At 67.4% G+C, this 3725-nt stretch carries 6 protein-coding genes; 5 read left to right on the forward strand and 1 reads right to left on the reverse strand.

Translation table 11 applies throughout. The annotated features are described in order from the left end of the window. The first annotated feature begins 197 nt into the window (after positions 1-197). The 5 genes from B8W67_RS19890 to B8W67_RS21605 all read left to right on the forward strand — a co-directional run bounded on the left by B8W67_RS19890 (position 198) and on the right by B8W67_RS21605 (position 2803). On the forward strand, positions 198-626 hold the full coding sequence (locus tag B8W67_RS19890; RefSeq protein WP_085305903.1) for a hypothetical protein: 429 nt from the start codon (positions 198-200) through the stop codon (positions 624-626). 52 nt (positions 627-678) lie between these two features. Then, positions 679-1044 (forward strand): hypothetical protein, encoded by a 366-nt coding sequence (locus B8W67_RS19895; RefSeq protein ID WP_085305905.1) that lies wholly within the window; start codon positions 679-681, stop codon positions 1042-1044. 113 nt (positions 1045-1157) lie between these two features. Next, positions 1158-2279: a helicase associated domain-containing protein gene (locus B8W67_RS19900; protein WP_163797084.1), complete on the forward strand. Its 1122-nt coding sequence runs from the start codon at positions 1158-1160 to the stop codon at positions 2277-2279. Positions 2280-2309: 30 nt separating this feature from the next. Continuing rightward, a complete protein-coding gene (locus tag B8W67_RS19905; protein ID WP_163797083.1) occupies positions 2310-2585 on the forward strand; it encodes a type II toxin-antitoxin system RelB family anti-toxin in 276 nt (91 codons plus the stop codon). 83 nt (positions 2586-2668) lie between these two features. Further along, entirely contained in the window at positions 2669-2803 is a 135-nt protein-coding gene (locus B8W67_RS21605) for a hypothetical protein (RefSeq protein WP_264033393.1), read from the forward strand. A 206-nt stretch (positions 2804-3009) separates the two neighbouring features. Here the strand turns inward: B8W67_RS21605 and B8W67_RS20675 are convergent, their stop codons facing one another. Further along, positions 3010-3555 carry a hypothetical protein gene (locus tag B8W67_RS20675; protein ID WP_133056176.1) on the reverse strand — a complete coding sequence of 182 codons (546 nt, stop codon included), beginning with the start codon at positions 3553-3555 and terminating at the stop codon, positions 3010-3012. Positions 3556-3725: the final 170 nt, after the last annotated feature.

Here is a 3725-nt window from a genome sequence, read left to right on the forward strand (position 1 = left end):
GCCGCCACCACCGCCACCGCCCGCGCCGGTGGAGTTCCTCCCTCCGCCGCCGGAACAGCTTCCACCGCTGCCGCCCCCTCCCGGCGAGGTGCCGCCTCCGCCTCCGGAGCTGATCGGGCTGTAGACGCCCGCGGCCCCGACTCGCGAGCACCACCGCGGCGGATTACGCTTCCGGTAACGGAGGAGGCCGCCGGGACATGAGCGATGAGCCGGAAATCAGCCCGGCGATGAAAGCGGTCGGAGTCGCCATCATTGCCTTCCTCATCTTCTTCGTCTTCCCCGACGACGGCCGCGCCAAGCTCAAATCCATGATGAGCAGCATCAAAGGATCGGTCACCCACACGAAGACCATCGACCAGTGGACACTGGAATCCCAGGTGATGGCGCAGTTCCGCGACCGGCCGGTAGCAACGGAAGGGCGCGGATTCAACCCGTTCAGCACCTCGCAGGACAGCTACTTCATCAGCGTGGACTGCTACGGCGGCATCGAGGTGAAGAAGGACGCCCAGCAGACCTGCGCCTTCACCCGGTCGGTCTACGACGAGCGGCGCACAGACACCGTGCAGATCACGATCGTGAACGCAGACGCCGATCCGCCCTGGTACCGCGGCGTCGTCACCAGCTGACGCAACGCGCTCCCGCACGTCTGCCTATACAGAATCTCGTATATTTCCCGGCATGGACGTCACCGGTGGTCTCGCAGCTGAGGCGGCCGACGTCACCGAGATGTGCCGCCAGCTCACCGGCGACCTCGGCCCTGCCCTGGTCGCGGCGCTGGCGAACGTGCGCAACCGCCACCTGCCCGCCGCGTGGTCGGCGGCCGACGGCCCGCACCCGCCGCCGGAGGCGGCCGACCGGCTGCGCGCCGCTCACCGCGTGTGGGCGCTGATTTCCGCGGTGGAAGGTGGCGACATCACGCGCGCCTGGTTCATCGGGGCCAACCCCCACTTGGGCGGGGAAAGCCCCGTGATGCGGCTGCGCAGCGGTGACGTGGCCGCGGTGGCGGCCGCGGCCGAGGCGTTCATCGCCGACATCCACGACTGACGGCCACCGCTGGGGAGTCGGCGGGACGCAGACGTATCGGCGGTACGCAGACGTATCGGCGTGTCGCCACGCCACATGTGGTCGCTCCCCGATTCGGTGCCATGGTCAGAGGCATGTCCAAACACGTCGAACAGCACCGCGGTGAAGCCGATGCGTCGGTCGCACGCAGCGTACGCCGGGAAAACGCACTGATAGAGCTTCGCCGGTTCTGCGCGGATCACGGACATGCGCGGGTTCCTCGCCGCTGGGTCACCGACAGCGGATTCAACCTGGGCAACTGGGTGGACCGAAACCGCCGCCGGTACCGGTCGGGGTCGATGCCGCGCTATCAGGTCGAACAGCTTGAACAAATCCCAGGATGGGCGTGGAACCCGCGCGACTCCTGGGATGAAGGAATCAGCGAACTGCGGCGCTTTGTCGACAGGTACGGACATGCGCGCGTCCCGACCGGGTGGGAATCGTCGAGCGGATTCCCGCTCGGCCAGTGGGCGGCGCACCGCCGCCGCTATCACCGCCGCGGGAAGCTGTCACCGCAACGGGTAGCTGAGATTGAGTCCCTGCCCAGGTGGACGTGGAACGCACTGGACAGCCGGTGGGATGACGTTATCAACGAGATTCGTGCGTTCGTCGAGGAGCATTGGCACGCCTGCGTCCCTCGCTCACATACGTTGCCGAATGGGTACCGCCTCGGCGAACGTGTGGCCCAGCTGCGCGAGATGCACCGCGTCGGAAAGTTGGCGGAGGAGAGGGTCAAGCAGCTGGAGGAGTTTCCCGGCTGGGTATGGGATTCCGCTGACACCTGGTGGCCCGCGGGATACGCGGAAATGCTCCAATACGTTGCCGAACACGGCCACGCCAAAGTCCCCGAACGATGGAAGTCGCCGCGGGGATTCGCACTGGGCCGCTGGGTGACCGAATTTCGCCGCGACTACCGCGAAGGGAAACTCCCACGAGCGGCGATCACCGAACTGGAAGCCGTTCCGGGGTGGTCATGGGGCGGTCACGACGACCGGTGGCGTGCAGGTTTGGCCGCACTGCGCGAGTACACCGATGGCCACGGTTCGGCCTGCCCTCCGCATCGGTGGGTGACCGACGACGGGTTTCGCCTCGGCGCGTGGGTGGCGACTCGCCGCCTCGACTTCCGGCAGGGGAGGCTGGCGGAAAACAAGGTGCGGCTGCTGTCATCGTTGCCGGGATGGTCGTGGGGCCAGGCCACGACATCGTCCGCCGCATGATGCCGCCCCACAGTGATAGGAGTGGTTGCCGTGCCTGATTCGACGGAGCGACGCGCCGCGCGCCACTCATCCCGAGCCGAGGTCGCCTTCAAACGTGAGCTGGTGGCGTCACGAGAAAATGCAGGATTGAGCCAGCGGCGACTCGCCGAGCTGATGGGCGTCGACCCTGCCGCTGTGCGCCGCATCGAACGACTGGACAGCGACCCGAATCTGTCCACGTTGCGCCAATACCTGACGCACTGCTGGGCGTCGATGGAATTGCGGGTGATCAGTCAAACGACACCCACGACTGACTGCCGACGCTGAGTAAGTAGGTGGGCCGCAGGGTGGTCTCCCCCAAGTAGCCTGGGCATTACATCGCTGAACAGGCCGAAGATGGGACGCTGACCATGACCCCAGCCGTGGTGCGGTCGAAGCTCGAAGATCAACTGCGGTCGCAGCCGGGATACATCGAGAAGCTGGAGCGAGACGCCGCCAGCCCGGAGGGGATCAGCCCCCAGGACTGGCGCACCGGCACGCTCTGAACGGCAGCGTGCTCAGAGCAGGGTGGACTCGGCGGGAAACGCCAGGAACGAAATGCCATGTGCTGGCGCAAAAGAAGACCCCCCGCAGCTTCGCTGCGGAGGGTTACTTCATTTAGGTTTGCGCGGTATCAAGCCCACGCCTCTGACAGGAAGTATAGCTCCCCTGTCCACCTGCCCGCGGACGGCGAAGTGCGCCACCGACCGGATCACAGCAGCGGTGAGGAGGGCAGTGTCGGGTCGGTGTCGCGGCGCAACAACGTGCCGCCGCGCACGGCGTCACGCAGCGCGTTGATGCCATGGAGGGCCGCATCCTCGGCGTTCTGAACGATCAGCTTGCGATCCTTTCCGCTGCCGTTGGCCGCTCCGGGACCGCCCATCATCGGCATCATCGGCATCCCGCGGCCCATCGGCATACCCGATGTGGGGACGGACGACTTAGCGTTCGTGATCCCATGTGCCGCAGACAGATTCGTTGCCGGACCGCGCCCCGTCACATTCGCCGCGGTGCGCAACCCGTCGGCCGACCGGCCGGTGACCGGCGGTGTCGACACCGCCGGTGACACCGCAGCGGGAACCGGTGCCACCGCTCCCACCACGCCGGGTGCGCCGTGGCGGCCGGTGTCCGACAGCGGATCGTGCTTCTTGTCTTCGCTCGGCTTGGACAGCGACGGTGACGCCGCGGCGGGATGTGCCTGCGGCTGCGGGGCCTGCTGGGGCTGCTGCTGTTGCGGTGGCTGCTGCGGCTGCTGCATCGCCGCCGGGGTGGAGGAAGGTGTCAGCGGCTTGTCCGACGACGACGACGGCGACGACTTGCTGGTGCCGGGACTGGAACCGGGAACAGCTCCCGGCGCAGAACCGGGGGTGGAGCCGGGAGCGGAAGCCGACGGTGCGGTCGCCGGGGAGGGGGAGCTGGAACTGGGGG

It is taken from the genome of Mycolicibacillus koreensis (assembly GCF_002104795.1).
Lineage (GTDB): Bacteria > Actinomycetota > Actinomycetes > Mycobacteriales > Mycobacteriaceae > Mycobacterium > Mycobacterium koreense.